Annotated in this window: 22 protein-coding genes; 13 read left to right on the forward strand and 9 right to left on the reverse strand. The window is 68.9% G+C overall.

Features of this window, described 5'->3' with window-relative positions:
* Positions 1–8 precede the first annotated feature (8 nt).
* Positions 9–1025, forward strand: a complete 1017-nt coding sequence (locus tag ACLJPX_RS30230; protein ID WP_410603867.1) for an iron-siderophore ABC transporter substrate-binding protein — start codon at positions 9–11, stop codon at positions 1023–1025.
* Between the two features lie 116 nt (positions 1026–1141).
* Complete coding sequence (locus ACLJPX_RS30235) at positions 1142–2071, forward strand: acyl-ACP desaturase (protein ID WP_410603869.1); 930 nt, start codon at positions 1142–1144, stop codon at positions 2069–2071.
* Positions 2072–2161: 90 nt separating this feature from the next.
* On the opposite strand, the gene ACLJPX_RS30240 is transcribed toward ACLJPX_RS30235, so the two are convergent.
* On the reverse strand, positions 2162–3808 hold the full coding sequence (locus ACLJPX_RS30240) for a DEAD/DEAH box helicase (protein ID WP_410603871.1): 1647 nt from the start codon (positions 3806–3808) through the stop codon (positions 2162–2164).
* Positions 3809–4108: 300 nt separating this feature from the next.
* Here ACLJPX_RS30240 and ACLJPX_RS30245 point away from each other — a divergent pair, with 300 nt between their 5' ends.
* The gene (locus ACLJPX_RS30245; protein ID WP_410603873.1) at positions 4109–5434 is read left to right on the forward strand and encodes a serine hydrolase domain-containing protein; all 1326 of its coding nucleotides are present in this window, start codon (positions 4109–4111) and stop codon (positions 5432–5434) included.
* A gap of 25 nt (positions 5435–5459) precedes the next feature.
* Positions 5460–7190: an acyl-CoA dehydrogenase gene (locus ACLJPX_RS30250; RefSeq protein WP_410603875.1), complete on the forward strand. Its 1731-nt coding sequence runs from the start codon at positions 5460–5462 to the stop codon at positions 7188–7190.
* Positions 7191–7259: 69 nt separating this feature from the next.
* Here the strand turns inward: ACLJPX_RS30250 and ACLJPX_RS30255 are convergent, their stop codons facing one another.
* Positions 7260–9650: a Tex family protein gene (locus tag ACLJPX_RS30255; protein WP_410603877.1), complete on the reverse strand. Its 2391-nt coding sequence runs from the start codon at positions 9648–9650 to the stop codon at positions 7260–7262.
* Positions 9651–9812: 162 nt separating this feature from the next.
* On the opposite strand from ACLJPX_RS30255, the gene ACLJPX_RS30260 reads away from it, so the two are divergent.
* Complete coding sequence (locus tag ACLJPX_RS30260) at positions 9813–11312, forward strand: chitinase (RefSeq protein ID WP_410603879.1); 1500 nt, start codon at positions 9813–9815, stop codon at positions 11310–11312.
* 62 nt (positions 11313–11374) lie between these two features.
* Here ACLJPX_RS30260 and ACLJPX_RS30265 read toward each other — a convergent pair whose 3' ends face one another.
* Genes ACLJPX_RS30265 through ACLJPX_RS30275 form a run of 3 tightly spaced genes read right to left on the reverse strand, consistent with a single transcriptional unit; the run spans position 11375 to position 15662 of the window.
* A complete protein-coding gene (locus tag ACLJPX_RS30265) occupies positions 11375–13027 on the reverse strand; it encodes a GMC oxidoreductase (protein WP_410603881.1) in 1653 nt (550 codons plus the stop codon).
* Positions 13024–14481 (reverse strand): flavin-containing monooxygenase, encoded by a 1458-nt coding sequence (locus ACLJPX_RS30270; RefSeq protein WP_410603883.1) that lies wholly within the window; start codon positions 14479–14481, stop codon positions 13024–13026. Before ACLJPX_RS30270 ends, ACLJPX_RS30265 begins: the two co-directional genes overlap by 4 nt.
* A 53-nt stretch (positions 14482–14534) precedes the next feature.
* On the reverse strand, positions 14535–15662 hold the full coding sequence (locus ACLJPX_RS30275; protein ID WP_410603885.1) for a winged helix DNA-binding domain-containing protein: 1128 nt from the start codon (positions 15660–15662) through the stop codon (positions 14535–14537).
* 80 nt (positions 15663–15742) lie between these two features.
* On the opposite strand from ACLJPX_RS30275, the gene ACLJPX_RS30280 reads away from it, so the two are divergent.
* Entirely contained in the window at positions 15743–16771 is a 1029-nt protein-coding gene (locus ACLJPX_RS30280) for an AraC family transcriptional regulator (protein WP_101605709.1), read from the forward strand.
* Here the strand turns inward: ACLJPX_RS30280 and ACLJPX_RS30285 are convergent.
* Complete coding sequence (locus tag ACLJPX_RS30285) at positions 16698–17363, reverse strand: TetR/AcrR family transcriptional regulator (protein ID WP_410603887.1); 666 nt, start codon at positions 17361–17363, stop codon at positions 16698–16700. The genes ACLJPX_RS30280 and ACLJPX_RS30285 overlap by 74 nt on opposite strands.
* Positions 17364–17488: 125 nt before the next feature.
* Here ACLJPX_RS30285 and ACLJPX_RS30290 point away from each other — a divergent pair, with 125 nt between their 5' ends.
* Entirely contained in the window at positions 17489–17767 is a 279-nt protein-coding gene (locus tag ACLJPX_RS30290; RefSeq protein ID WP_410603889.1) for a hypothetical protein, read from the forward strand.
* 280 nt (positions 17768–18047) lie between these two features.
* On the opposite strand, the gene ACLJPX_RS30295 is transcribed toward ACLJPX_RS30290, so the two are convergent.
* Genes ACLJPX_RS30295 through paaI form a run of 3 tightly spaced genes read right to left on the reverse strand, consistent with a single transcriptional unit; the run spans position 18048 to position 20307 of the window.
* Positions 18048–18641, reverse strand: a complete 594-nt coding sequence (locus ACLJPX_RS30295) for a TetR/AcrR family transcriptional regulator (protein WP_101605712.1) — start codon at positions 18639–18641, stop codon at positions 18048–18050.
* Positions 18638–19927, reverse strand: a complete 1290-nt coding sequence (paaK, locus tag ACLJPX_RS30300) for a phenylacetate--CoA ligase PaaK (RefSeq protein ID WP_410603891.1) — start codon at positions 19925–19927, stop codon at positions 18638–18640. The genes ACLJPX_RS30295 and paaK overlap by 4 nt, the downstream gene beginning before the upstream one ends.
* Positions 19924–20307 carry a hydroxyphenylacetyl-CoA thioesterase PaaI gene (gene paaI, locus ACLJPX_RS30305; protein ID WP_101605714.1) on the reverse strand — a complete coding sequence of 128 codons (384 nt, stop codon included), beginning with the start codon at positions 20305–20307 and terminating at the stop codon, positions 19924–19926. The genes paaK and paaI overlap by 4 nt, the downstream gene beginning before the upstream one ends.
* A gap of 220 nt (positions 20308–20527) precedes the next feature.
* On the opposite strand from paaI, the gene paaZ reads away from it, so the two are divergent.
* The 6 genes from paaZ to paaE are packed head-to-tail and all read left to right on the forward strand — an operon-like array spanning position 20528 to position 26191.
* The gene (gene paaZ / locus ACLJPX_RS30310) at positions 20528–22558 is read left to right on the forward strand and encodes a phenylacetic acid degradation bifunctional protein PaaZ (RefSeq protein ID WP_101605715.1); all 2031 of its coding nucleotides are present in this window, start codon (positions 20528–20530) and stop codon (positions 22556–22558) included.
* Positions 22555–23496: a 1,2-phenylacetyl-CoA epoxidase subunit PaaA gene (gene paaA / locus ACLJPX_RS30315; protein WP_410603894.1), complete on the forward strand. Its 942-nt coding sequence runs from the start codon at positions 22555–22557 to the stop codon at positions 23494–23496. The genes paaZ and paaA overlap by 4 nt, the downstream gene beginning before the upstream one ends.
* On the forward strand, positions 23496–23780 hold the full coding sequence (gene paaB, locus ACLJPX_RS30320) for a 1,2-phenylacetyl-CoA epoxidase subunit PaaB (RefSeq protein ID WP_101605717.1): 285 nt from the start codon (positions 23496–23498) through the stop codon (positions 23778–23780). Before paaA ends, paaB begins: the two co-directional genes overlap by 1 nt.
* Position 23781: 1 nt before the next feature.
* Positions 23782–24639, forward strand: coding sequence for a 1,2-phenylacetyl-CoA epoxidase subunit PaaC (gene paaC, locus ACLJPX_RS30325; RefSeq protein WP_410603896.1), 858 nt, complete (start codon positions 23782–23784; stop codon positions 24637–24639).
* Entirely contained in the window at positions 24633–25121 is a 489-nt protein-coding gene (gene paaD / locus ACLJPX_RS30330; protein ID WP_101605719.1) for a 1,2-phenylacetyl-CoA epoxidase subunit PaaD, read from the forward strand. The genes paaC and paaD overlap by 7 nt, the downstream gene beginning before the upstream one ends.
* Positions 25121–26191 carry a 1,2-phenylacetyl-CoA epoxidase subunit PaaE gene (gene paaE / locus ACLJPX_RS30335; protein WP_101605720.1) on the forward strand — a complete coding sequence of 357 codons (1071 nt, stop codon included), beginning with the start codon at positions 25121–25123 and terminating at the stop codon, positions 26189–26191. Before paaD ends, paaE begins: the two co-directional genes overlap by 1 nt.
* Positions 26192–26220 lie beyond the last annotated feature (29 nt).

Consider the following 26220-nt stretch of genomic DNA (forward strand, 5'->3'; position numbering starts at 1 on the left):
TTACCCGCATGTCCGATTTGGGTGTGCGGGTCAAGGCGATCCTGACCGCGCTGATGATGTCCTTGCTGGTGGCCGGATGCGGGTCTTCGCCGTCCGTCGACGAGACCCTGGTCCCGCCGGAGGCGCGAGGCACCTTCCCGGTGACCGTCGAGCACAAATACGGTTCGACCACAGTGGAGAAGCAGCCGTCGCGGATCGTCACGCTCGGCCTGTCCGATCACGACGCGGTGCTGGCGCTGGGGATCCGGCCGGTCGGCGCCGTCGACTGGTTCAAGGAAAGGCCGTACGGGAAGTGGCCGTGGACCCAGGCGCTCTGGGGTGACAAGCAGCCGGAGATCGTCGGCGAGCGCGACGACTACAACCTCGAGAAGATCGCCGCGCTCAAACCGGAGCTGATCCTCGCCCAGTACAGCGGCATGAAGAAGGAGCAGTACGACAAGCTCTCGCAGATCGCCCCCGTCGTCGCGCAGCCGCCGAAGTACGAGGACTACGCGGCGCCGTGGCAGGAGATGACGCGGATGGTGGGGCGCGCGCTGGGGCTCGCGCAGAAGGCCGAAGACCTGATCAAGGGAATCGACGCGCGGTTCGCCAAGGCGCGGGCGGAGCACCCCGAGTTCGCGAAGCTGTCGATGGTCGTCGCCGACACCTTCGAGGCGGGCAAGTTCTCGGCGTTCACCACGACCGACCCGAAGATGATCTTCATGACCGAGCTGGGCTTCCGGCCCTTCGAGCCGGTCAAGGCGGAGAGCGACCCGGCGAAGAACGTCGTCGAGGTCACCTCGGAACGGTTCGACCTGTTCGACGCGGATCGCCTGGTGTGGCTGAACTCCGACACCGGCGCGGAGGCCAGGGTCCGGGCGGATCCGGTGTACGGGAAGCTGAAGGTCTCGGCCGGAAAGCGGGATCTGTTCATCACCTACGACAATCCGCCGGTGGGGGCCGCGATCTCGTTCAACACGGTGCTGAGCATCCCTTACGCGATCGAGCAGCTGGTGCCGAAGCTCGCGGCGGTCCCGGCGACCTGAGGTCACACCGGACCGCCGCAGGTTGTGAGTTCACCTTCCGTGCCTGGTCCACCTACGGCACCGTAAGTTACGGTGTCGTAGGTAGACGTTTTCCGTTGTCCCGGAAGGACGAACGCATGGCGGTCCCCGAAAGCACCCGGCTGATGCTCGAGCTCGAAGGGACGGTCGAGGAGAACCTCAACCGGCATCTCGGGGTCGCCAAGGAATGGATGCCGCACGAGTACGTGCCGTGGAGCGAGGGCAAGAACTTCGCCGAACTGGGCGGTGAGCCCTGGGATCCCGAGCAGTCACGGGTGTCGCCGATCGCGCGGACCTCGCTGGAGGTCAACCTCCTCACCGAGGACAACCTGCCGAGCTACCACCGCGAGATCGAGCGGGCTTTCGGCCGCGACGGCGCGTGGGGCACGTGGGTGCACCGCTGGACCGCGGAAGAAGGCCGTCACGGCATCTGCATCCGCGACTACCTGCTGGTGACGCGCGCGGTGGACCCGGTCGAGCTGGAGCGGGCCCGGATGCAGACCATGCAGGCCGGGTACGACAGCGGCGACAAGGCACTGCTGAACGTCTTCGCGTACGTGTCGTTCCAGGAACTCGCGACGCGGCTTTCGCACCGCAACACCGGCAAGTACACGCAGGATCCGTTGTGCGAGAAGCTGCTCGCGCGGGTGGCGATGGACGAGAACCTGCACATGATCTTCTACCGGAACCTGGTGCAGGCGTCGCTGCAGCTTTCACCCGACGCGATGATGCGGGCCATCACCGACGAGGTCGTCCAGTTCCAGATGCCGGGCGCGGTGATCCCGAGCTTCGTGCGGAAGGCCGCGCTGATCGCGAAGGCGGGTATCTACGACCTGCGGATCCATCACGACGAGGTGATCTGGCCGCTGCTGCGGCAGTGGAAGGTCTTCGAGCTGGAAGGGCTCGGCGAGGTGGGGGAGAAGGCGCGGGACGAGCTCGACCAGTTCCTCAAGGGCCTCGACACCCAGGCGTCGCGTTTCGAAGAGCGCCGGGCGGCCGCCGCGGCCCGCGCCGCCGCAAAAGCGTGACTCGCGTGCCTGAACCCCGCACTAGCGTGATTGAGGCCGTAACTCACGAGTTACGGCCTCAATCACGCGAATCACGTCGTTGATCACGCGTTAGCGCGAGCGGCGGCCACCCGCGCGGGTGCCCGCGGAGAACGCGGCGGCACCGCCACGGCGGGCCGGAGCGCCGCCGGACTGAGTGCGCGACTGGGACTTCGAGGCACCGGCGGAGGCGCCACCCCGGCGCGGCTGGGAGTCGGTGGCCCCGCGACGGGCCTGACCGCCGCCCTTGGGCGCGCCTTCGCGACGCCCGGTGGTCTCGGCCGCACGACGGCCCTGACCCGCGGAGGCGCCGCCACGGCGGTCGCCTTCGGTCCTCGGCTGACGCGAACGGCCTTCCGAGGAGCCGCCACGGCCCCGTCCGCCGCCGGAAGCACCCCGGCCACCGGCCGAGGGGCCACGACCGCGACCGGTCCTGGTGCCCCGGTTGGCGGGGCGCTCTTCTTCTTCGCCCTTGCCGCGGATGGCCTCGCCACCGGCGGTGACCTTCTTCGGGCGCGTGTCCACGATCGGCCGCCGCGGCGACGCGGTGAACGAACGCTCGCCGGGCGCCAGCTTCGACAGCAGCGGGTGGCCGGGGCCGAGCTGCGTCGTGGTCGGCTTGATGCCCGCCTTGCGGGTGAGGTCGCGGACGTCGCCGACCTGCGCGTCGGTCATCAGCGTGACGACGGTGCCGGACGCCCCGGCGCGGGCCGTGCGGCCCGAGCGGTGCAGGTACGCCTTGTGCTCGACCGGCGGGTCGGCGTGGATGACCAGCGTGACGTCGTCGACGTGGATACCGCGGGCGGCGATGTCGGTCGCGACCAGCGTCTTCGCCGCGCCGGAGGCGAATGCCTCCAGGTTGCGCGTGCGCGCGGTCTGGCCGAGGTTGCCGTGCAGTTCGACCGCCGGCACGCCGGAGGCCATGAGCTTGCGCGTCAACTGCTTGGCGCGGTGCTTCGTCCTGGTGAACACCAGCGTGCGGCCCGGCGCGGCGGTGAGGTCGATCAGCACCGGCAGCCGGTGGGTCTCTTCCAGGTGCAGCACGTGGTGCTGCATGGTCGAGACCGGCGACTGGGCCGAGTCGACGCTGTGCGTGACCGGGTCGTGCATGAAGCGCTTGACCAGCACGTCCACGCCCGCGTCGAGGGTCGCGGAGAACAGCAGCCGCTGCCCGCGCTCCGGGGTCTCGGACATGATGCGCCGGACGTCGGGCAGGAAGCCGAGGTCGGCCATGTGGTCGGCCTCGTCCAGCACGGTGACCTCGATGTGGTCGAGTTTCGCCTCACCCGAGCGCATGTGGTCGGCGAGCCTGCCGGGGCAGGCGACGACGATGTCGACGCCGTCACGCAGCCGGGTGATCTGCGGGTTGGGGCTCACGCCGCCGAAAATGGTGGTGACCTTGAGACCGAGCGGCTTCGCCAGCGGCAGGAACGACGCCTCGATCTGGGTGGCCAGTTCGCGGGTCGGCGCCAGCACCAGCGCGCGCGGGCGGCCGGGACGGCGGCGCGTCGGGCCGGCGGCGAGCCGGGCGAGGACGGGCAGCACGAAGCCGTAGGTCTTGCCGGAGCCGGTGCGGCCGCGGCCCAGGACGTCCCGGCCGGCCAGCGAATGCGGCAGCGTGGCGGCCTGGATCGGGAACGGGCTGGTGACGCCCTGCTCGGCGAGTGAGTCCACGAGGGTCTTGGGCAGGCCGAGTTCGGTGAAAGTAGGTGTGCTCATAAGCGTATGGGCGCGTGTGCGCCCTGGTGTCTCCGTAAGAATAGGAACGGTTGTCCTGCCCGGCGCAGACCTCGGGGGTCGCGGCGCGTGGTCATTCGACAACGAAACGCGGCCCGAGGCAGAACTGAGCGGACCGCAACACCAGTGTACTTGGTCGTGATCTCCCGGGCTACGTGATATCGCCCGCACCCCGGTCGCGGCTAGCCGGAACCGACGAAGCGGGCGGCCGATGTTCGTCGGTTTCCACTAGTCCCCGGCCTCGTCACGGTGCCACGCTGGGCGGGACGAAAGGGGACACGGGTGTCGGACGTGCGGGAACTGCAGGGGCTGCTCGACGAGGGGGCGCGGGAAGCGGGTGTCCCCGGTGCCGTGGTGGGGGTGTGGCACCAGGGCGGAGAATCGGTGTTCGCCACCGGGGTGTCCAGTGTGGACACCGGACTGCCGGTCGACCCCGGAACGCTGTTCATGATCGGCTCGACGAGCAAGACGTTCGCCGCGGCCGCGTTGCTGTCGCTGGTCGAAGAGGGCGCGCTGGACCTGGACAAGCCGGTCGCCGAATACCTGCCTGAACTCGAGCTCGCCGATCCCGTGGCGCAGAAGACGGTGACGGTGCGGCATCTGCTCACGCATTCCGCCGGGTTCCTCGGCGACGTCGACCTCGACACCGGCTGGGGTGACAACGCACTGACCCTGGCCGTCGAGCAGTTCGGCGACCTGCCGCAGATCTTCCCGCCCGGCGAGGTCTTCTCCTACTGCAACGCCGGATTCCAGCTGGCGGGCCGCGTCGCGGAGGTCGTCTCGGGCCGCACCTTCGAGGACTTCGTCCGCACCCGGTTGCTGGAGCCACTCGGCATGACCGAGTCGTACTACCTGCCGTGGGAGGTGCTCACCCGGCGTCACGCCGTCGGCCACGTGGAGCAGGCCGTCGCGCACACCGTCGGCCTGACGCGCGCGGACAGCGCCAGCGGAGGCATGTGGTCCACCGCGGCCGACCAGCTGAAGTGGGCCCGATTCTTCCTGACCGGGGAGTCGGTGGGCGAGCCGCCGCTCAGTGCCGCGACCCGTGACCTCATGCGGGCACCGCAGCGCAAGGCGGCGCTGCGGTTCGAGGAGGTCGGACTGAGCTGGCTGCACACCACCCACGGGGACGCCCGGCTCGTGCGGCACGGCGGCAACGTCAGCAACCTGCAGCTTTCGGAGTTCGTCACGCTGCCGGAGGCGGATTTCGCGGTCACCGTGCTGACCAACAGCGCGGGTGGTGCGGCGCTGGGCCGGAAGGTCGTCGACTGGTGCCTGGAAAACCTGGTCGGCCTGCCCCCGGTCGCGAGCCTGCCACCTCGGCCGACGCCGTCGCCGGCCCAGTACACCGGCCGCTACGAGACCGGGCAGCTCGCGTTCGAGGTCACCGACCGCGACGGCGCACTCTGGGCCCAGATGGTCGCCGACGTCGAGGACTTCCCGTCGCCGCCTCCGTTCGAGGCCGTCTTCGTCGCCGACGACGCGATCGCCCCGGCCGCCGACACTCGCGCGGCCACCGCCCGCTTCCTGCGGAACGACCACGGGGAGGTGACTTCGGTCGAGTTCGGTGGCCGGACGGCGAGGCGGCGCGCTACGGTTACCGAGTAGTAACTTCGGCGACCATGGAGTGACGATGAGCGAAAAGGCGACCGCGTTGTTGCTGAACCCGGGTGGGTACGACCCACGGCAGTTCGACCCGGAGACGCGTCGCCTGCTGCGTTCCACCATCGAGTGGTTCGAACAGCGTGGCAAGCGCAAGCTCACCGAGGACTATCACGAGCGGACCTTCTACGCGGACTTCATCGAGTTCGCGGGCAAGGAAGGCCTCTTCTCGACGTTCCTCACTCCCGGCGCCAACGCCGAGGGCGACCCCGACAAGCGCTGGGACACCGCGCGGGTCGCGGCGTTGTCGGAAATCCTCGGTTTCTACGGCTTGAACTACTGGTACCCGTGGCAGGTCACCATCCTCGGCCTGGGCCCGGTGTGGCAGAGCGCGAACGAGGCCGCCCGCAAACGCGCGGCGGACTCGCTCGCGGCCGGCGGTGTCGCCGCGTTCGGACTGTCCGAAAAGGAGCACGGCGCCGACATCTACTCGTCGGACCTCGTGCTGACCCCGGACGGCAGCGGCGGCTACCGCGCGAACGGGTCGAAGTACTACATCGGCAACGGGAACTGCGCGCGGACCGTGTCGGTGTTCGGCCGCATCGACGGTGTCGAGGGCCCGGATCAGTACGTGTTCTTCTACGCGGATTCGGAACACCCGAACTACCGCGTGGTGAAGAACGTCGTGCCGTCGCAGATGTACGTCGCCGAGTTCGAGCTCAACGACTACCCGGTGTCCGAAGAGGACATTCTGCACGTCGGCGCCGAGGCGTTCTCCGCGGCGCTGAACACGGTCAACATCGGCAAGTTCAACCTGTGCTTCGGCGGCATCGGCATGTCGACGCACTCGCTGTACGAGGCGATCACGCACGCGCACAACCGTGAGCTCTACGGCAAGAAGGTCACCGATTTCCCGCACGTGCGCCGGGAATTCGTCGAGGCGTACGCGCGGCTCGTCGCGATGAAGCTGTTCTCCGACCGTGCCGTGGACTACTTCCGCAGCGCGAACCCGGACGACCGCCGGTACCTGCTGTTCAACCCGATCACCAAGATGAAGGTGACCACCGAGGCGCAGAAGGTCATCGGCCTGGTCGCGGATGTGGTGGCGGCCAAGGGTTTCGAGACCGACACCTACCTCGCGATGGCCAAGAACGACATCGACGGCCTGCCGAAGCTGGAAGGCACGGTGGCGGTGAACCTCGCGCTGATCGCGAAGTTCGTGCCCGCGTACCTGTTCGCGCCGCAGGCCTACGAGCCGGTGCCGACGCGCTCCGACGCGGCCGACGACGAATTCCTGTTCCGCCAGGGCCCCGCGCGCGGGCTGTCCAAGGTGCGGTTCCACGACTGGCGCGAGGCCTACGCCAAGGCGTCCGCGATCCCCAACGTCGCGCGGTTCACCGAGCAGGCCGAGTCGCTGGTGAAGCTGTTCACCGACGCCACACCGGACGAGGCGCAGCAGCAGGACCTCGACTTCGGTCTCGCGCTGACCGAGCTGTTCACGCTGGTCGTCTACGGGCAGCTGGTGCTGGAGCAGGCGGAGATCACCGGGATCGAGACCGAGGTCGTCGACCAGATCTTCGGTGTCCTGGTGCAGGACTTCAGCGTCGCCGCGATCGACCTGCACGGGAAGTCGTCCTCGACCGAGGCGCAGCAGGCGCTCGCGCTGGCCTCGATCCGTAAGCCCGTCGTGGACGCGGCCCGCTTCGACCACGTGTGGTCGCTGGTGCGGGACCTCTCCGGTGCCTACGCGATGAACCCGTAGTCCAAGTACGTGAAGGCCCCCATCCTTGCGCCTAGGTACAGGATGGGGGCCTTCACGTACTTCTGAGAGCTACTTGCCGTAGCCGGCCTTGCGGAGCGCGTCCGCCAGCGAGCCGCCCCCGCCGCCGGAGTTCCCGCCGCGGTTGCCGCCGCCACCGCCGCGGTTGCCGCCGCCCTGACGCTGCCCGCCCTGGCGCTGGCCGCCACCGCCCTGACCGCGGTCACGGCCGCCACCTCCGCCACCGCCCTGCTCGCGGGCGGGACGGCCGGGCTCGTCGTCCAGGCGCAGCGTCAGCGAGATCCGCTTGCGCGGCACGTCGACCTCCAGCACCTTCACCTTGACGATGTCGCCGGGCTTCACGACCTCACGCGGGTCCTTGACGAAGTTCTTCGACAGCGCCGAGACGTGCGCGAGCCCGTCCTGGTGCACGCCGACGTCGATGAACGCGCCGAACGCGGCCACGTTCGTCACGACGCCTTCCAGGCGCATGCCCGGCTTGAGGTCGCCGATCTTCTCGACGCCGTCGGCGAAGGTCGCGGTCTTGAACGCCGGACGCGGGTCGCGGCCCGGCTTGTCGAGTTCGGCGAGGATGTCGGTCACCGTCGGGAGGCCGAAGGTGTCGTCGACGAATTCCGACGGCTTCAACGCCTGCAGCGTCCGCGAGTTGCCGATCAGTGCGCGGAGGTCGGTCCCGGTCGAGGACAGGATCCGCCGCACCACCGGATAGGCCTCCGGGTGCACCGAGGACGAGTCGAGCGGGTCGTCGCCGTCCGGGATGCGGAGGAAGCCCGCGCACTGCTCGAAGGCCTTGGGGCCGAGCCGCGCGACCTCCTTGAGCCCGGTCCGCGTCTTGAACGGGCCGTTCTCGTCACGGTGCGCCACGATGTTCTCCGCGAGGCTCGTCGTGATGCCCGAGACGCGGGTCAGCAGCGGCGCCGACGCGGTGTTGACGTCCACGCCGACCGCGTTCACACAGTCTTCGACCACCGCGTCGAGGGACCGCGACAGCGAGATCTCGGACAGGTCGTGCTGGTACTGCCCGACGCCGATCGACTTCGGGTCGATCTTCACCAGCTCCGCCAGCGGGTCCTGCAGCCGCCGCGCGATCGAGACCGCGCCGCGCAGCGAGACGTCCATGCCCGGGAGTTCCTGCGACGCGAACGCCGACGCCGAGTAGACCGACGCGCCGGCCTCGGAGACGACGGCCTTGGTCAGTTTCAGTTCCGGGTGCTTCTTGATCAGCTCACCGGCGAGCTTGTCGGTCTCGCGCGACGCGGTGCCGTTGCCGATCGAGATCAGGTCGACCTTGTGCCGCGCGCACAGGGCGGCGAGTTCGGCGATCGACTGGTCCCATTTGTTGGCGGGCTGGTGCGGGTAGATCACGTGGGTGCCGACGACCTTGCCGGTGTCGTCGACGACCGCGACCTTCACGCCGGTGCGGAAGCCCGGGTCGAGGCCCATTGTGGCGCGGGTGCCCGCCGGGGCGGCGAGCAGCAGGTCGCGCAGGTTCGCGGCGAACACGCGGACGGCGTCGTCCTCGGCCGACTGGCGCAGCCGCATCCGCAGGTCGATGCCCAGGTGCAGCAGGATCTTCGTGCGCCACGCCCAGCGGACGGTGTCGCCGAGCCACTTGTCGCCGGGACGGCCTTCGTTGGCGATGCCGAACTTGTGCGCGATGCGGGTCTCGTAGTCGGTCGGCCCGGTCTTCGGCTCTTCGGACGGCTCCTCCGACTCCATCGAGAGGTCGAGGATGTCTTCCTTCTCGCCGCGGAACATCGCGAGGATCCGGTGGGAGGGGAGCTTGGTGTAGGGCTCGGAGAACTCGAAGTAGTCGGAGAACTTCGCGCCCTCTTCGGCCTTGCCGTCGCGGACCTTGGCGGCCAGGCGGCCCTGCGACCACATCTTCTCGCGCAGCTCGCCGATCAGGTCGGCGTCCTCGGCGAAGCGTTCGACGAGGATCGCGCGGGCGCCGTCCAGCGCGGCCTGCGCGTCCGCGACGCCCTTGTCGGCGTCGACGAACACCGCGGCGGCGGCCTGCGGGTCGGTGTTCGGGTCGCTCAGCAGCCCGTCGGCGAGCGGCTCCAGACCGGCCTCGCGGGCGATCATCGCCTTCGTCCGCCGCTTGGGCTTGTACGGCAGGTAGATGTCTTCGAGGCGGGACTTGGTGTCCGCCGCCATGATCGACGCTTCGAGCGCCTCGTCGAGCTTGCCCTGGCTCCGGATCGAATCCAGGACGGCGACCCGGCGCTCGTTGAGTTCCCGCAGGTAGCGGAGGCGTTCTTCGAGTGTGCGCAGCTGGGCGTCGTCCAGCATCCCGGTGACCTCTTTGCGGTACCGGGCGATGAACGGCACGGTGGATCCGCCGTCCAGCAGGTCGACGGCCGCCTTGACCTGCCCCTCGCGCACGCCGAGTTCTTCGGCGATCTTCTGCTCGACTGTCTGCAGGCCCTGCACGCTCACTCCCACGCTCCTGAAATCCGCCCTCGGGTGCTCTCGGACCCTGCATTCTGCCGCTTCCGCCGAGCCGACTTTCGTATGGCCTCCTCTAACCGAACCCTTGACAGTTGTATTGGTCTAGTCCATTTTGATGTGGCCGACATCACCCGTTCGTGGAGGCCACCTGTGAAAGTCAAGCCGAAACACGCGTTCCTCGCCCTGCTGTCGTCACTGGCCGTGTGCCTGGGGGTGACTTTCGCGGTCTCGGGCAGCGCCTCGGCCGCCAACATCCTGACCAACCCGGGCTTCGAACTCGGGACCACGAGCGGCTGGACCTGTACCGGCGCGTCCTCGGTGGTCACCACGCCGGTCCACTCGGGCAGCCGCGCGCTCAGCGCCACCCCGGCCGGTCAGGACAACGCCCGCTGTTCGCAGAGCGTGCCGGTCAAGGCCAACACGGCGTACACCCTCTCGGCGTGGGTGCAGGGCAGCTACACCTACCTCGGCGTCACCGGCACCGGGACGGGGGACAAGAACACCTGGACCCCGGGCACCGGCAGCTGGAGCCAGCTCTCGCTGAGCTTCACCACCGGCGCGTCCACCACCAGCGTCGACATCTACCTGCACGGCTGGTACGGCCAGCCCGCGTACTTCGCGGACGACGTCAACCTCGACGGTCCCGGCGGCTCGCCGACCACGACGCCCACCACGACCACGTCGTCGCCCACCACCAGCACCTCGCCGACCACGACGTCGAGCTCGCCGACGACCACGACGACCAAGCCGAACCCCGGCGACCTGCCCAAGCACGTGATCACCGGGTACTGGCAGAACTTCTACAACGGCGCGAAGGCCCTCAAGCTGGCCGACGTCCCGACGAAGTACAACGTCATCGCGGTGTCCTTCGCCGACGCGACGGCCACTCCGGGCGCGGTCACCTTCACCCTCGACTCGGGGCTGTCGAGCCAGCTTGGCGGCTACACCGACGCTCAGTTCAAGGCCGACATCAAGACGGCGCAGGCACGCGGGCAGAAGGTCATCCTGTCCGTCGGCGGTGAGAAGGGCACGATCCGCGTCGACTCCTCGGCCGCGGCGACGAACTTCTCCAACAGCATGAAGTCGCTCATCGCGACCTACGGCTTCGACGGCGTCGACATCGACCTCGAGAACGGCGTCAACGCGACCTACATGGCGCAGGCGCTCCGCAGCATCCACGCGGCGGGCGGCACGGTCATCACGATGGCGCCGCAGACGATCGACATGCAGAACCCGGCGGCGGAGTACTTCAAGCTGGCGCTGAACGTCAAGGACATCCTGACGATCGTCAACATGCAGTACTACAACAGCGGCTCGATGCTCGGCTGCGACCAGAAGGTCTACTCGCAGGGCACGGTCGACTTCCTCACCGCGCTGGCCTGCATCCAGCTGCAGAGCGGCCTGCGGGCCGACCAGGTCGGTCTCGGCCTGCCCGCCTCCGGTTCCGCGGCGGGTGGCGGCTACCAGGCACCCGGCAACACGGTCAACGCGCTGAACTGCCTGGCGAAGGGCACGAGCTGCGGTTCGTTCAAGCCGACGACGACGTACCCGACGATCCGGGGCGCGATGACCTGGTCGATCAACTGGGACGCTTCCCAGGGCTACGCGTGGTCGAACACGGTGAGCGCGGGCCTGGCCGGCCTCCCGTGATGATCCGCTAGACCGGGGCGGGTGCCGGCGTCGCGCGGGCGACGGCACCCGTCCCTTCCAGGTCAGAGGCGCAAAGCTCCCGCAGCCGTCGCGGGCACGACCGGCTTGAGCGGAGTGACGGGGGACAGCCGCCGGTAGGGCGAGCCGAGCGGCGGACGCGGGTCGGCCTCGCCCTTGTTGGGCCACAACGACATCGCGCGTTCCGCCTGCGCGGTGATGGTCAGCGACGGGTTCACCCCGAGGTTCGCCGAGATCGCCGAACCGTCGGCGATGTGCAGCCCCGGATGGCCGTGCACCCGCTGGTACGGATCGACGACGCCGGTCTCGGAGCTGTCGCCGATCGCGCAGCCACCGATGAAATGCCCGGTGATCGGGATGTTCGCCAGATCCGTCCACGCGCCCTGCGCCAGCCCGCCGATCTTGTCCGCCACCCGCCGGGTGACCTCGTGCCCGGCCGGGATCCACTCGGGGTTCGGGTCGCCGATGCCCTGTTTCGTGGTCATCTTGCGGCCGAAGAGCCCGCGTTTCGTGTACGTGGTCACGGAATTGTTCAACGTCTGCATCACCAGCAGCCCGACCATCCGCTCCGACCACCGGCGCGGGTTGTGCAGCCGCACCAGGTTCCGCCGGTTCCGCGCCAGTTCGCGCAGGCCCAGTACCCAGCGGCGCTTGCCGGGTTCGGCATCGACGAGCACCGTCGTCAGCAGGCCCATGAAGTTGCTGCCCTTGCCGTACCGCACCGGCTCGACATGGGTCACCGCGTCCGGGTGGATCGACGACGTGATCGCGACGCCGCGAGTGAAGTCGGTGTCGTCGCGCAGGGATCGCGCGGCGAGGACGGCCTCGGAGTTCGTCCTGGCGAGCAAGCCCAGCCGCGGCGACAGGTTCGGCAACGTGCCGGAATCTCTCAGTGAATGCAGAAGCCGTTGCGTGCCCAGGGAAGCGGCGGCGAACACGACCTGCCCGGCGGTGAAGGTCCGCTTGCGTTTGCGCAGCCAGCGCCCGGTCCGGACGGTGTCGACCGCGTAGCCGCCGTCGATCGGCCGCACCGACACCGCGGTGGTCAGCGGATGGACTTCCGCACCCGCTTTTTCCGCCAGGTACAGATAGTTCTTGACGGTCGTGTTCTTCGCGCCGACCCGGCAGCCGGTCATGCATTCACCGCAGTGCGTGCACGGCGTCCGCCGAGGGCCTTCGCCCCCGAAGAACGGGTCGGTGTCGCGCTTGCCGAAGTAGACCCCGACCGGCGTCGGCCGGTAGGTGTGCGCGATGCCCATGTCCTCGGCGACCTCGCGCAGTACGCGGTCGGCCGGGGTGACCAGTGGGTTCTCCACCACGCCCAGCATCCGTTTCGCCTGGTCGTAGTGCGGGGCGAGTTCGGCCTTCCAGTCGGTGATGTGCGCCCACTGCGGGTCTTCGTAGAAGGTGTCCGGGGGTTCGTAGAGCGTGTTCGCGTAGACGAGCGAGCCGCCGCCGACGCCCGCGCCGCTCAGGACGAAAGTGTTCTTCAGCAGGGTCAGCCGTTGGATGCCGTAACAGCCCAGTTTCGGGGCCCACAAATATTTCCGCAGCCGCCACGAGGTCTTCGCGAACTCGTCGTCGGCGAACCGGCGGCCCGTCTCCAGCACGCCGACGCGATAGCCCTTCTCGGTGAGCCGCAACGCGGTCACGCTGCCGCCGAACCCGGAGCCGATCACCAGCACGTCGTAGTTCATCGCGGTCCCGCCGTCCGGTAGTCGCCGAGGTCGAGCGTCTTCGTGCGACGGTCGTACTCGGTCACCAGGCCCGGCCAGTTCGTGCTCACCCGGCCGTTCTCCTGGCGGTACCAGCTGGCGCAGGCCGACCAGACACTCCGGCCGAGCCGTCGCTGGACCTCCTCGTCGTAGCGCTGCTCGACCTCCGGTACGACGTCCATATAGGACACCTCGGGCCGGGCGAGATGCTCGACGGCCTGGCGGATGTAGCGGGCCTGCCGTTCGATCATGTAGATGATGGAGCCCGCGCCGAGGTTCGTGTTGGGCCCGTAGACGCAGAACAGGTTCGGGAAACCCGGAACGGTCATGCCGAGGTACGCCCGCGCGCCGCCCTTCCACGCGTCGGACAGCGACCTGCCGCCGAGACCTTCCACCTTGAGCTCGCCGAGGAAGTCCGTCGCCGCGAAGCCGGTTCCGTAGACGATGACGTCGGCCTCGTGCTCGACGCCGTCCTCGGTGAGCACCCCGGACGGCGTGATCGCGCTGATGTGCCGCGTCTCCACGGCGACGTTGTGCTGGGCGAGCGCGGGCAAGTACTCGTTGGTGAACAGGATCCGCTTGCAGCCCAGCGGGTAGTCCGGGGTGAGTTTCTCGCGCAGCGCCCGGTCCTTGATGTGACGACGGCGCAACTGGGCCGTCCGCAGTTCGAAGACCTTGGCCAGGAAGGGATGTTCGGTCATCGCGTAGGTCGCGTACTCGGCGAGCAGGAAGATCCGGAGCCTGCCGAGCAGCTGCGTGGCCGGGAGATGCCGGAACAGCCGTTGCTGCCAGCGCCGGTAGCGGGTGTCCCGTTTGGCCATGATGTACGGCGCGGTGCGCTGGAACACCGTCAGCTCGCCCGCCTGGCGCTGGACCTCGGGCACGAACTGGATCGCGCTCGCGCCGGTGCCGATCACCGCGACCTTCTTGCCGCGCAGGTCGACGTCGTGATCCCAGCGCGCGGAGTGGAAACTGGCGCCTTCGAAGGTGTCCTGGCCGGGGATGTCCGGCTGGACCGGCCGCGAAAGCTGTCCGACGGCGGGAACGAAAACGGTCGCCTCGTAGGTCTCGCCGCCCGCGGTCTCGACCCGCCAGAGCCCGCGGTCCTCGTCGAAGGCCGCGCCGGTGACGCGGGTGCCGAAGCGGATGTGCGGTTCGAGCCCGTAGCGGCGCACCACGCGTTTGAGGTACTCGTGGATGTCGGGTTGCAGCGAGAACCGCTTCGGCCAGTCGGGATTGGGCTCGTAGGAGAACGAGTACAGCGGCGACGGGATGTCACAGCCCGCGCCCGGGTACGTGTTCTCCCGCCAGACGCCGCCCGGCTCGTCCGCGCTCTCCAGGATGGTGAAGTCGTCGAAGCCGGCGCGTTTGAGCTCGATCGCCGTCCCGACCCCGCCGAATCCCGTCCCCACGATCAGCACGCTCGTCTTGCCCATGCCGATCGAAGTTACGCAGCCCACACCCCGTCCGGAAGTACACGAGCGGCCACTCAATCGAGATTTCCGGCCACGCCCCTCCCCGCGAGTTGCACCGTGTGGGTTTCGGCGTTGGGGTGGGCCCAGGTCAGGAGGCGGTGGGCGGAGCTTTCGAGGGTGTCGAGATCGCGCTTCGGGACACGCTCGAACGGCGTGATCACCACGGAAGCGGCCTTCTTCGCCGCCTTGATCTCCCAGAAACCCTTCACGGATCCGTCGACCAGGATGGTGCCCTTGACCAGGCCGTTCTGCGTGATGACGACCTTGCGGTGCTCGTCGCTGATCACCCGGGTCCGGTCGGCGTAGGACAGCACGGTCTGGTCGAACGGCCCCAGCAGCCGGGCGGGCGCGGGAGTGTCCGGATCCGGGCGCGGCGCGTCCTCGAGGTCGAACAGCTCGCGCCCGTTCTCGTCGCGGAACGTCCGCAGCTCCGGACGCAGCCGCTCGGCGACGTCGCCGAGTTTCGTGATCCCCGCCCACGCCTGCGCGTCCTGGACACTGGCGGGGCCGAACGCGGCCAGATAGCGCCGGAACATCGCTTCCGGCGACGGCGTCGCGTCCGGTTCGGCGCCGAGCCAATCCCCGGTGGTCTGATACGTCGGCTGCCCGGACTTGCCCCACACACCCCGCGGCGGGACCTGCACGAGCGGCAGCAGCGCCCGCGCGACGTGCACCAGCGACGACGGCGCCACGCCCTCCCACTGCTTCGTCAGTTCCGCGCCGAGACCCGCCGCCGAAAGCGGCCGCTCGCTGAGCAGTTTGCGGGCGGTGCGGGCGATCTCCTGGTGGTCGAGGTCCTTGATGTCGGGGCCGAACTGGGTGTTGCCGGTCACCGAGCGGTCGTAGAGGGGCTGCACGATGGGCCGCCACGCCAGCGCGTCCGACGGCGTCACCAGATGGACCGTGCCGCGCATGAGCGCGATCCGCACGACGCTCTTGTCCAGCAGCAGGTTCGCCAGGTCTTCCTGGCGGAAGCCGTGCAGGCGGGTCCAGAGCGCGAAGTACGGCGGGTTCGGTGCCTGCGCCTGCAACCCGGCGAGATGCTCGACCGCTTCGAGCGCGGTCATCTTCGAACGCCGGAGCAGCAGCTGCCGGTCCAGCATGGCGCGGTTCAGGGCGCGCCTGCTCAACGTGTCGGACATGGGGCTCACCTTAAACAGGATCAAGGACAGTTACGGTCCTCAATGCGCCGATCGTTGCCAGGGGATCCATAATCCCGGCCATGGAACTACCGCCGCCGGTGATCCGGGACTGGGACTACCCGCGCGGCACGGCGAGCATCGTGCTCATGGCCCGCTTCGCTGCCGAGAACGGCATCAAAGGACTGGAGTCCTACGAGCACGCCCCCGTGGACGGCCAGGTCGATGCCCGGCAGGAACTCGCGGTGGTCCGTGAGCTGGCCCGCGGGCTCGGTGGCGGGGACGACATCGCGCTGCGGCTGAGCAGGCGGTACCGCGTCAGCGCGTTCGGCATCTTCGGTTTCGCCTGCATCAGCAGCCCGACATTGGGTGACGCGATGCGCTTCGCCCTGCGGTACCTGGACCTGAGTTTCACCTTCTGCATCCCGCACGTGACCGTCGAGGCCGGACGGCTCGCGCTGGCGATGGACGACAGCCGCGTGCCGGGCGACGTCGCCCGCTTCCTCGTCCTGCGCGATCTCGGTGCCATCCACACCGTCATGCGCGACATCCTGCCGGAAATTTCCCTGCGCTCCTTGGCCTTCCGGCACGACAAACCCTCCACTGTGGACGAATACGTGCGGACCTTCGGGCTGGCGCCATCGTTCTCCGCGCCGTCCCACGTCGCCACCCTGGACCCGGTCTTCCTCGACAGACCGCTGCCGCAGGCCAACGACCAGACGGTCGCGGTCTGCGCCGCGCAATGCGATCTGCTGGTGTCACGGAAGCGGGAGCGGTCCGGGATCGCCCAGCAGGTGCGGGAACGGCTGGTGCGGCTCGGCGGGGTCGACGCCGGGATGGAGGAGGTCGCGCGGCGTCTCGCGCTCAGCCCCCGGACCCTGCGACGGCGGCTGTTCGAGGCCGGGACCGGCTACCGGGCACTGCTGGACGAGGTCCGCCAAGCGCTGGCGGAGGAGATGCTCGACACCGGGGCGCTCAGCGTGGAGGACGTCGCGCTGCGGCTGGGCTACGCCGAGGCGTCGAGTTTCATCTACGCCTTCAAACGCTGGAAGGGGATGACGCCGGCGGCCTATGCCCGGCGGAACGCGTTGCGAGCACGGCCGGGTAGGTGACGCGCAGCAGGTGCAGGATCGAATCGGTGAGGAAGACCCGAAGTTCCTCCCGGTCGAGCGTGCCGCGGATCAGCCACTCGCGTGACGCGGCGCGCAACATCCCGCCGTAAGACCGGATCATCGCGCGGAGTTCCTCACGGCCTTCGGTGATGTCGCTCATCAGCGCGGCCGCGAGCACGCGGTCGGCGGCGATCTCGTCACCCTCCAGCATGATCCGCTCGATGTCCGGATCACGGCCGACGGCCTCCTGGCCGATCGCGGTCAGCCAGGCCTGCTCGTTGCGCTCGACGACCTCGATCCAGTGCCGGACGCTGATCGCGAGCCGCTCTTCGGCGGAGGTGTCGGGCAGGTTCTCGATCACCGGCGCCGGCACGATCATCATCTGCCGGACGACTTCCAGGTACAGCTCGCGTTTGCCGCCGAAGTAGTGGTTGATCAGCGGCCGGGCCACCCCGGCCGCTTTCGCGATGTCCGAGGTCGAAATCGAGGCGTACGTGCCCGCGCCGAACAGCCGCCGGGCCGCGGCGAGGATCTCGGCACGCCGGGCGGCCGGTTCGAGGCGGCGCCGCCGGGTTTCCGGATCGGTGCTCATGGGCCGAGCGTAACCGTTTCAGGTGAGCGCCTGCCGTTATTCATTCGGAACAACCCGCAGGTAACCCCTGGGGCCTTCGAGGCGACGTTGGGGGCGGGGGGACCGGGTGTCATGGGTAGGGACGAATGACCAGTGCTGAACGCGATCCGGTGCGCCGTGTCGGCCGGTGGGTCAGTGTGCGGCTGCAGAAGCGCGACGTCCTGATCGAGGGTGACAGCGGAGACGAACGCGTCTCGTACGCGGGGATCGTGATCACCAGTTTCGAGAACGGCGACGAGGTCGGCGAACGCTGGATCCCGCTCGGTGTCGATCCGTCGGAGGCCGACGACGAACAGCTCATCCAGCAGTTGCGGGACGCGCTGATCTGGCAGGCGAGGCGTCCGCCCCAAGCCGCGGGGGAGTAGACACGCTACACCCGCTCGGGTACTCGAGAGGCTTTCGCGGGCCAGCTGTGCGAATCCGGCGCAGCGTGTCCCCAATGCGGCATTGGGGACACTGAGCGACTCCAATGCCGCATTGGGGGCACTCGAGAATCCTCCACGGGCCTGCTGCGTCGCCGGTTGGCGGCAATGGCCCCAAGCCGCGGGGGAGTAGCTGAAGGGGCCTTTCCCCGCATCCGACGAGGGGAAAGGGCCCTTCACCGCGTCGCATGAGGGGAAGGGGGCCTTCAGCCCGCCTCGACGGCTACTGGGTCCGCAGGCCGTCGAAAGCGATCTTGCACACCGCGTCCGCCAGTTCCGTGCCCGCCGAACCCCGGCGCGGCCGGTACCACTCGATCAGCGAGTTCACCATGCCGTACAGCAGCCGCGCGGTGACCGCGGGATCGATGTCGGGCCGCACGTCGCCCTCGGTCTCGGCCCGTTTCACCAGTTCCGTCACCAGCCGGTCGAATTCGCGCCGCCGCGCCAGCGCCGCCCGCTCGATCTTGGTGTTGCCCCGCACCCGCAGCAGCAGCGTCACGAACGGCAGCTGCTCGACCAGCACGAGGACACTGCCCCGCACCAGATGCTCCAGCTTCTCGATCGCCCTGCCCTCGAAGGATTCCGTCTCCGCGGCGACGGCGAACAGGCCGTTCAGCGCGCGGTCGACGGCGAGCCGCAGCAGCTCTTCCTTGCTCGGGACGTGGTGGTAGATGGCGGATTTCGTGATGCCGAGCTTGCGGGAGAGGTCCTCCATGCTGGTGCCGTCGTAGCCGCGTTCGTTGAACAGTTTGACCGCGACCTGCAGCAGCGACTCGAGGTCGTAACCGGGGCGCCCCCGGCGGGCGGGGGTGGTCACCCGCGGTTCCGCTCGTCGAGGACGCGGCGCATCTTGCCCAGTGATCGCTCCAGCGTGTCCGGGTCGACGACCTCGACGCCGACGCTCACGCCGACCCCGTCCTTGACCCCGGCGACGAGCCGGGCGGCGGCCTGGTCGCGCTGCTCGGCCGTCGCGTCCGGGCGTGCTTCGACGCGGACGGTCAGGGTGTCCATCCGGCCCTTCGTGGACCGGATCAGCTGGAAATGCGGCGCGAGCGCGGGGGTGACCAGCACGACTTCCTCGATCTGCGTGGGGAAGACGTTGACGCCACGCAGGATGATCATGTCATCGCTGCGCCCGGTCACCTTCTCCATCCGCCGGTACGACGGCCGCGCGGTGCCGGGCAGCAGCCGGGTGAGGTCGCGCGTGCGGTACCGGATGATCGGCAGCGCCTGTTTGGTGAGCGAGGTGAACAGCAGTTCGCCGGTGTCGTCGACGGGTTTCTCGGTGAACGGGTCGATCACCTCGGGGTAGAAGTGGTCCTCCCAGATGTGCAGCCCGTCCTTGGTCTCGACGCATTCCTGCGCGACGCCGGGGCCCATCACCTCGGACAGGCCGTAGATGTCGACGGCGTCGATGCCGACGCGCTCCTCGATCTCCGTGCGCATCTGCTCGGTCCACGGCTCCGCGCCGAAGATGCCGACCTTGAGCGAACTCGACTGCGGGTCGATGCCCTGCCGCTCGAACTCGTCGAGCAGCGTGAGCATGTACGACGGCGTCACCATGATGATCTCGGGTTTGAAGTCGGTGATGATCTGCACCTGGCGCGCGGTCATCCCGCCGGACGCCGGAATCACCGTGCAGCCCAGTTTCTCGGCGCCGTAGTGCGCGCCGAGCCCGCCGGTGAACAGGCCGTAGCCGTAGGCCACGTGGACCTTGTCGCCCGGCCGTCCGCCCGCCGCGCGGATCGACCGCGCCATCACCGTCGCCCAGGTGTCGATGTCCTCGGCGGTGTAGCCGACGACGGTCGGCTTGCCGGTGGTGCCGCTGGACGCGTGGATCCGGCTGACCTGCGACTCCGGGACGGCGAACATGCCGAACGGATAGTTGTCGCGCAGGTCCTGCTTGGTGGTGAAGGGGAACTTCGCCAGGTCTTCCAGCGTCTTGCAGTCGTCCGGGTGAACGCCCGCCTCGTCGAACTTCCGGGTGTAGAACGGCACGTTGTCGTAGGCGTGCCGCAGCGTCCACCGGAGGCGGCTCAGCTGAAGCGCCTGGAGTTCGTCGATGGTCAGGTTCTCGGCGTCGTCGCTGAAAGTCATCGTCATGCCTTCTGGATGGTGCGGCTGCGGCCGCGGAATTCGGCGACGACCTCCGGCCCGTCGGGGGTCTCCCGGTGCACGGTGACGTCGTAGATGCCGTTGCGGCCGTAACGGGTCCGCTCGGTGGCGGTGGCGATGAGGTGGTCGCCGAGCCGTCCGGCGGCGACGAAGGAGATCTCCGCGCCGGAGGCGACGGTGACCGGGCCATGGCTGTTGCAGGCGCAGGCGAACGTCGTGTCGGCCAGCAGGAAGACATAGCCGCCGTGCGCGATGTCGTGGCCGTTCACCATCGTCTCGGTGATCTTCATGGAGGCGACCGCGTGCCCTTCGGCGGCCTCGATCAGCTCGATGCCCAGCGCGTTCGACGCCCGGTCGCCGGTGAACATCGCGTGGGCCGCGTTGGTAGTCAAGGCACCGCCTCGTGAGTTACTGACCGAATGGACGGTTGTTAAAGGGTGTCGCCAGTAAAGGCGCGACGTCGCGCAGATGTCAAGGGTCCGCCGCCGTCCGGGGGTTTGCAAGTGCCGGGGCACGAGCTACAGTGAATTACTGAACGGACGGTCTGTAATTCAGTCAAGTATCCAGTCCACCATGAAGGGTCGCCCCATGGCATTGCTGCGCAGCTACGTCTCCGGCGGATGGCACACGGCGGAAAAAGACGGCGTACCGCTGCACGACGCCTCGACCGGTGAAGAGGTCGCCCGGGTCTCGTCCGACGGCATCGACTTCGCCGCCGCGCTGGAGTACGGCCGCCGCACCGGTGGCCCCGCCCTGCGTGAGCTGACCTTCCACCAGCGCGCCGCGTTGCTGAAGGCCCTGGCCTCGCACCTGCGCGAACATCGCGACGAGCTGTACGCGCTCTCGGCGCGGACCGGCGCGACCAAGGGCGACTCGATGGTCGACATCGACGGCGGCATCGGCGTCCTGTTCGCCTACTCCAGCAAGGGCAAGCGCGAACTGCCCAACGACACCGTCTACGTGGACGGCAACGTCGAGCCGCTGAGCAAGGGCGGCACGTTCGTCGCCCAGCACATCGCCGTCCCGCTGCGCGGCGTCGCCGTCCAGATCAACGCCTTCAACTTCCCGGTCTGGGGCCCGCTGGAGAAGTTCGCGCCCGCGTTCCTCGCCGGCGTGCCGAGCCTGATCAAGCCGGCCAGCCAGACCGCGTACCTGACCGCGCGGCTGGTCGAGATCATCATCGAGTCCGGCATCCTGCCCGAGGGCACGCTGCAGTTCGTCGCGGGCAGCGTCGGCGACCTGCTCGACCACGTCACCGCGCAGGACCTCGTCTCGTTCACCGGCTCCGCGTCCACCGCGCAGAAGCTCCGCGCGCACCCGGCGATCGTGCGCAACTCCGTCCGGTTCAACGCCGAGGCCGACTCGCTGAACCTGTCGATCCTCGGCCCGGACGCCAAACCCGGCACCACCGAGTTCGACCTCTTCGTCAAGCAGCTCACCACCGAGATGACCGTCAAGGCAGGCCAGAAGTGCACCGCGATCCGTCGCGCCTTCGTGCCCGCGGACCTGCTGGACGCCGTCGCCGAGGCCGCGAGCGCGCGGCTGGCGAAGACCGTCGTCGGCAACCCCACCGCCGAGGGGGTCCGGATGGGTGCCCTGGCGAGCCTGGAGCAGCGTGAGGAGGTCCGGCGGTCGCTCAAGGCGCTGCTGGACGTCGGCACGATCGTCTTCGGTGACCCCGAGCAGGTCGAGGTCGTCGGCGCGGACGCCGAACGGGGCGCGTTCATCTCGCCGGTGCTGCTGAAGGCCGACCCGGAACGTTCCGAGCCGCACGAGGTCGAGGCGTTCGGCCCGGTGTCGACGCTGATGCCGTACACCTCGACCGAGCAGGTCATCGAGCTCGCCGCTCGCGGTGGCGGCAGCCTGGTCGGCTCGATCGTCACCGCCGACGCCGAGTTCGCGCGCGAGGTCGTCCTCGGTGTCGCGCCGTACCACGGCCGCCTGCTGGTGCTGGACGCCGACGACGCCAAGGAGTCGACGGGCCACGGTTCGCCGATGCCGCAGCTGGTGCACGGCGGACCCGGCCGCGCCGGTGGCGGCGAGGAGATGGGCGGCGTCCGCGGCGTGCTGCACCACATGCAGCGCACGGCGGTCCAGGGCAGCCCGAAGGTGCTCAGCACGGTCACCGGCCGCTGGGTCACCGGCGCCCCGCGTACCGAAGGCGACGTCCACCCGTTCCGGAAGTCCTTGGCGGAGCTGAAGATCGGTGACTCCGTCGTCGCCGGGCCGCGCGAGGTCCTGCAGTCCGACGTCGACCACTTCGCCGAGTTCACCGGCGACACCTTCTACGCCCACACCGATCCCGAGGCCGCGGCGGCGAACCCGCTGTTCGGCGGGATCGTGGCGCACGGGTATCTCGTGGTCTCGTTCGCCGCCGGCCTGTTCGTCTCGCCGGAACCCGGCCCGGTCCTGGCCAACTACGGCCTGGAGAACCTGCGGTTCCTCACCCCGGTCAAGGTCGGTGACACCCTCACGGTGACCCTGACCGCCAAGCAGATCACCCCGCGCATCGACCAGGAGTACGGCGAGGTCCGCTGGGACGCCGACGTCACCAACGCCGACGGTGACTCGGTGGCCAAGTACGACGTGCTGACCCTGGTGGCGAAGGAGCAGTCATGACGGCCACGTTGCCCGAGGAAGACCTCGAACGGCACTTCGAGCACACCATCGAGCGCGACCAGCGCGTCGAACCGCGCGACTGGGTGCCCGAGGGCTACCGCAAGACGATGATCCGCCAGATCGCGCAGCACGCGCATTCGGAGATCATCGGCATGCAGCCCGAGGGCAACTGGATCACGCGCGCACCTTCCTTGCGGCGCAAGGCGATCCTGCTCGCCAAGGTCCAGGACGAGGCCGGGCACGGGCTGTACCTGTACTCGGCCGCGGCCACGCTCGGCGCCGACCGCGCGGATCTGACCGACAAGCTGATCAACGGCAAGCAGAAGTACTCGTCGATCTTCAACTACCCGACGCTGACCTTCGCCGACGTCGGCGTGGTCGGCTGGCTGGTCGACGGCGCGGCGATCTGCAACCAGGTCCCGTTGTGCCGCAGCTCGTACGGGCCGTACGCCCGCGCCATGATCCGCATCTGCAAGGAGGAGTCCTTCCATCAGCGGCAGGGCTTCGAACTCCTGATGACGATGATGCGCGGCACCGAAAAGCAGCGCGCCATGGTGCAGGAGGCGGTGAACCGCTGGTGGTGGCCGTCGCTGATGATGTTCGGCCCGCCGGACGCGGATTCGCCGAACACCGCGCAGTCGATGGCGTGGAAGGTCAAGCGGCACACCAACGACGAGCTGCGCCAGCGCTTTGTCGACATGTCCATCCCGCAGGCCGAGGCGCTGGGCGTCACCTTCCCGGACCCGGATCTGAAGTGGAACGCCGAACGCGGGCACTACGACTTCGGCGCCGTCGACTGGGACGAGTTCAAGAACGTGTTGAAGGGCAACGGCCCCTGCAACGCCCAGCGCGTCGCGCACCGGCGGCGGGCCCAGGAAGACGGCGCATGGGTGCGCGAGGCAGCGGCCGCCCACGCCGCCAAGAAAGGGGCTTCGTGATGAAGCACGACTGGCCGTTGTACGAGGTGTTCGTCCGGGGCAAGCGCGGCCTGAACCACGTGCACGTGGGTTCACTGCACGCGGCGGACGACGAGATGGCGCTGCACCACGCGCGGGATCTGTACACCCGCCGCAACGAGGGCGTGTCGATCTGGGTCGTGCGCGCGTCGGACATCACCGCGTCCTCGCCGGACGAGAAGGACCCGTTCTTCGCGCCCAGCGGCGACAAGGTGTACCGGCACCCGACGTTCTACGACATCCCCGACAACGTTCCGCACATCTGACATGAGCTTCGACAACGCCTACGAGGCGATCACCGAGGAAAACGACGCGCGCTGGGCCTTCGGCACCGGATTCGAGGATCCACTGTCTGGAGTGGACACTTCGGTGCCGTCCGGTGTGGACGGTGCGCGGCTGGCGGCCTACTGCCTGATGCTCGGCGACGACGCGCTGATCTTCTCGCACCGGCTGCAGGAGTGGTGCACGAACGCGCCCGAACTCGAGGACGAGGTCGCGATCGCCAACATCGCGCTCGACCTGCTGGGGCAGGCGCGGCTGCTGCTCGCCCGCGCCGGCAAGGCCGACGGGAGCGAGCGCTCTGAGGACTCCTACGCCTTCTTTCGGAGCGAGCAGGAGTACCGCAACGTCCGGCTCGCCGAACTCGAAGGCGGGCACTTCGGGCACTTGATCGCGCGGATGCTGGTGTTCTCCATCTGGCGGCTCGCTTTGCTGCAGCGCCTCCAGTCCTCTGTGGACCCGGTGCTCGCGGCCATCGCGGACAAGGGTGTCAAGGAAGTCGCTTACCACCGCGACTACGCGGCACAGTGGGCCGTCCGGCTGGGCGACGGGACCGAGTTGTCCCGTTCCCGCATGCAGGAAGGACTCGACGCGGTCTGGCCGTACGTCGGGGAGCTGTTCACGGCGCACGAGGTCGAGTTCGTCGAGGCACCGTCGCTGCGGCCCGAGTTCGACGCGATCCTCGACCAGGTGCTCGCCGCCGCGACCCTGGACCGCCCTGAGATCGGCGCGCTCGCCGGGGTCTCCGGCCGGATGGGCCGCGACGGCGTGCACACTGAGCGGATGGGCTTCCTGCTGGCGGAGCTGCAGAGCGTCGCCAGGGAACACCCGGACGCGACATGGTGACCGCGTACGCCGTGGCGGCCACGGTCACCGATCCGGAACTGCCGATGCTCACCCTCGCCGATCTCGGCGTGCTGCGTGAAGTGTCCGAATCCGACGGCCGGGTGGTCGTCGCGATCACCCCTACCTACACCGGCTGCCCGGCGATGGACACCATGCGCGACGACCTCGTCCACGCGCTCACCGGTGCGGGTTACGGCGAGGTCGAGGTCCGCACGGTCCTGCAGCCAGCTTGGTCCACCGACTGGATCACCGAAGACGGCAAACGGAAACTCGCCGAAGCAGGCATCGCGCCGCCCGGAGCGGCGCCGGTCCGAACCGGTCCGATCCCGCTCACGCTGAGCCCGCCGGTGTCGTCGGTCCGCTGCCCACACTGCGGTTCCGCGGACACCGAGGAGCAGTCCCGGTTCAGCGCGACGGCGTGCAAAGCCTTGCGCCGCTGCCGGTTCTGCCTCGAACCGTTCGAACACGTCAAGGAGATCTAGTGACTGCCACTCTCCGCCGCACGGGTTTCCACACCCTGAAGGTGTCCGACGTCCAGCGCCTGTGCGACGACGCCGTCGCGGTGACCTTCGACGTGCCCGAAGACCTCGCGGAGACCTTCCGTTTCAAGGCGGGCCAATCGCTGACCCTGCGCCGCGAGGTCGACGGCCGCGACGAGCGCCGCTCCTACTCGATCTGCGCGCCCGCCGGTGCGGCGCCGCGGGTCGGCGTGCGCGAGGTGCCGGGCGGGCTGTTCTCGTCGTGGCTGGTGCGTGACGTCAAGCCCGGCGACGAGGTCGAGGTCGCCGCGCCCACCGGCAACTTCAGCCCTGATCTGGAAGCGGCCGGGCACCACGTGCTGATCGCGGCGGGCTCCGGCATCACGCCGGTCCTGTCGATCGCGTCCTCGCTGCTGAGCGATTCCGACGCGACGGTGACCGTGCTCTACGGCAACCGGCGCACGGACACGGTCATGTTCGCCGACGACCTCGCGGACCTGAAGGACCGTTACCCCGCGCGGCTCGAACTCGTCCACGTGCTCTCCCGCGAGCCGCGCGAGGCCGAACTGTTCACCGGCCGCCTCGACGCCGAGAAGCTGCGGCGCCTGTGCACCGTGCTGATCCCGGTCGAAGACGTGGCGCACTGGTGGCTGTGCGGACCGTTCGAAATGGTGACCGGCGCCCAGGAACTCCTTCGCTCGCTGGACGTCGCCGACGAGAACATCCACCAGGAACTGTTCTATGTGGACACTCCGCCGGAGCCGGTGCACCACGTCGACCCGGCCGTCGTGGGCTCTTCCAGCGAGGTCACGCTGGTGCTCGACGGCCGGTCGACGACGATGACGCTGCCGCGCAACTCCTCCCTGCTCGACGGCGCGCAGAAGTACCGCCCGGACCTGCCCTTCGCCTGCAAGGGCGGGGTGTGCGGGACCTGCCGGGCGAAGATCTGCGACGGCAAGGTGGACATGCGGCGCAACTTCGCACTGGAGAAGGCCGAAGTGGACGCCGGGTTCGTGCTCACCTGCCAGTCGGTGCCGGTGTCCGAAGCCGTCACCGTGGACTTCGACGCCTAGGACCTCGTGAGTGGTAAGGACGGTTAGAA

The organism is Amycolatopsis sp. lyj-90 (genome assembly GCF_046549035.1).
Lineage (GTDB): Bacteria > Actinomycetota > Actinomycetes > Mycobacteriales > Pseudonocardiaceae > Amycolatopsis.

Bases quoted from the DNA above. Each gene is read 5' to 3' on its own strand.
- ACLJPX_RS30230 (WP_410603867.1), top strand. From the start codon at position 9: ATGTCCGATTTGGGTGTGCGGGTCAAGGCGATCCTGACCGCGCTGATG.
- ACLJPX_RS30235 (WP_410603869.1), top strand. From the start codon at position 1,142: ATGGCGGTCCCCGAAAGCACCCGGCTGATGCTCGAGCTCGAAGGGACG.
- ACLJPX_RS30240 (WP_410603871.1), bottom strand. From the start codon at position 3,808: ATGAGCACACCTACTTTCACCGAACTCGGCCTGCCCAAGACCCTCGTG.
- ACLJPX_RS30250 (WP_410603875.1), top strand. From the start codon at position 5,460: ATGAGCGAAAAGGCGACCGCGTTGTTGCTGAACCCGGGTGGGTACGAC.
- ACLJPX_RS30265 (WP_410603881.1), bottom strand. From the start codon at position 13,027: ATGAACTACGACGTGCTGGTGATCGGCTCCGGGTTCGGCGGCAGCGTG.
- ACLJPX_RS30270 (WP_410603883.1), bottom strand. From the start codon at position 14,481: ATGGGCAAGACGAGCGTGCTGATCGTGGGGACGGGATTCGGCGGGGTC.
- ACLJPX_RS30275 (WP_410603885.1), bottom strand. From the start codon at position 15,662: ATGTCCGACACGTTGAGCAGGCGCGCCCTGAACCGCGCCATGCTGGAC.
- ACLJPX_RS30280 (WP_101605709.1), top strand. From the start codon at position 15,743: ATGGAACTACCGCCGCCGGTGATCCGGGACTGGGACTACCCGCGCGGC.
- ACLJPX_RS30285 (WP_410603887.1), bottom strand. From the start codon at position 17,363: ATGAGCACCGATCCGGAAACCCGGCGGCGCCGCCTCGAACCGGCCGCC.
- ACLJPX_RS30290 (WP_410603889.1), top strand. From the start codon at position 17,489: ATGACCAGTGCTGAACGCGATCCGGTGCGCCGTGTCGGCCGGTGGGTC.
- paaK (WP_410603891.1), bottom strand. From the start codon at position 19,927: ATGACGATGACTTTCAGCGACGACGCCGAGAACCTGACCATCGACGAA.
- paaI (WP_101605714.1), bottom strand. From the start codon at position 20,307: ATGTTCACCGGCGACCGGGCGTCGAACGCGCTGGGCATCGAGCTGATC.
- paaZ (WP_101605715.1), top strand. From the start codon at position 20,528: ATGGCATTGCTGCGCAGCTACGTCTCCGGCGGATGGCACACGGCGGAA.
- paaA (WP_410603894.1), top strand. From the start codon at position 22,555: ATGACGGCCACGTTGCCCGAGGAAGACCTCGAACGGCACTTCGAGCAC.
- paaB (WP_101605717.1), top strand. From the start codon at position 23,496: ATGAAGCACGACTGGCCGTTGTACGAGGTGTTCGTCCGGGGCAAGCGC.
- paaC (WP_410603896.1), top strand. From the start codon at position 23,782: ATGAGCTTCGACAACGCCTACGAGGCGATCACCGAGGAAAACGACGCG.
- paaD (WP_101605719.1), top strand. From the start codon at position 24,633: ATGGTGACCGCGTACGCCGTGGCGGCCACGGTCACCGATCCGGAACTG.